The sequence below is a fragment of the Bathymodiolus heckerae thiotrophic gill symbiont genome, from assembly GCF_900128515.1.
Taxonomy (GTDB): domain Bacteria; phylum Pseudomonadota; class Gammaproteobacteria; order PS1; family Pseudothioglobaceae; genus Thioglobus_A.
On sequence record NZ_FQTP01000200.1, the window covers coordinates 1 to 1422 of the forward strand.

At 38.0% G+C, this 1422-nt stretch carries 2 protein-coding genes; both read right to left on the bottom strand.

Annotated elements, in window-relative coordinates; genetic code table 11:
• Positions 1-368: 368 nt before the first annotated feature.
• On the bottom strand, positions 369-707 hold the full coding sequence (locus BTHERMOSOX_RS11180) for a hypothetical protein (RefSeq protein ID WP_138121199.1): 339 nt from the start codon (positions 705-707) through the stop codon (positions 369-371).
• A 146-nt stretch (positions 708-853) separates the two neighbouring features.
• Positions 854-1422, bottom strand: a 569-nt coding sequence (locus BTHERMOSOX_RS11185) for a hypothetical protein (protein ID WP_171004764.1), incomplete at its 5' end; no start/stop codon positions are given.

Genomic DNA, 1422 nt, shown 5'->3' on the forward strand with positions numbered 1-1422 from the left:
CCACTGACAGATATACGTTAGGATTACTGTATATTGCACACTGTAATTACATTGTGAAATTACTAATTAATGTTACATTTCAGCCACAATAAACCACGGCTTAAAAATGGCCTTGAATACAAATCGCCTATTTTGGGGTGTAGAAATATCGGGGTAAATCAGGGGTGAAATGTAGCTTCACTGAAGCTAACTTTTAGGGGTTATTTCGGGACACGTTCCAGAATGGATTATTTACGCGCCTAAGATATGTTTCCTAAGGATATGGGTGTAATTGCTTATCGTAGGGTCTAAATATCGATTCTAAGCCGTTTTAAGATATTTATGGGGTAATTGTAGGGGTGGTTGGTTTATCGGGGCTTATATCGGGTTTAATGCCTTGGCACATCTTTGTAAATTGTGTGCGCAATTCCGTGGTTTATCTTCTCAGTAGCGTACCGAATAAGATAATAGAATTCTGATTCTTTCATTCCTTCAGGATCTAAATTATCAATTGCCACTTCAATTGCACTATCCCCCGATTCGTCTACATGATAAACACATAAAAACTCATTACGCCGACCCCTTGCCAGTCCATTTGGAATTGTACGGGGGGAATTAGGTTTTAACTTCATCACCGTACCTTTAGGACAAAACGGGACATTAGGTACGATGTGAATGTATTTTTCAAACGTGGCTTTAAGTGCCCGTTCTAACTTAAACGCACTCATCTTTTTTCTTGCTTCGATCCTTATCAAGAATTCTTTTAGCCGCCTTACGAATTAACGCGAGACGTTCTTCATTTATTTTTTTATCCGAAGTTTTCAATTAATGCTCCCCGACTATATTGGTATCTTTCAACCTTTTGCTTCCCCATTTAATCATCGAATATCAAACGGGAATCTACTTCAGGCTGAAAGTTTTTAATAAACACTGGATCTTTATAAAGACGTTCAATTAAGAAGATTTTGGGGTCTCCGTTTGCTTCCGCATCTTCTTCACAGGCTGTATAGCAAAGCGTGGGTGTTTTATAGTCTTTAATCAAGTCCTTTATAAAACCTTTTAGAAATTCCACATCGTATAACAAATAGTTCTCATACATGCTTACAAAATTGATCTTGATATCCATTTCGTTACCATAATCTGTAGGCATATGTTTAACGACGACTTCGCCCCACAATTCAGCCTGTTCTTTAATCCACTTTGTGCGTAAATCGGATCTTAACGGGAACATGACTTTGACATATTCTTCCAGGTAAGCTGTAGGTGCTGACAAGTCCAAACCTTTCAATAAACAATCCCAAGGTTTATATTTTGGGGCGGCTTTCTTAGCTGTTTCAATTGCCCGTTTTTCAACTTTGTTTTCAAAGGCATCTTCACTTGAAGCAGCCATCTTTTCGATAAGAGTCTTATCGGCGTAAGTTGGTAGTGTATTGATAGTATCAA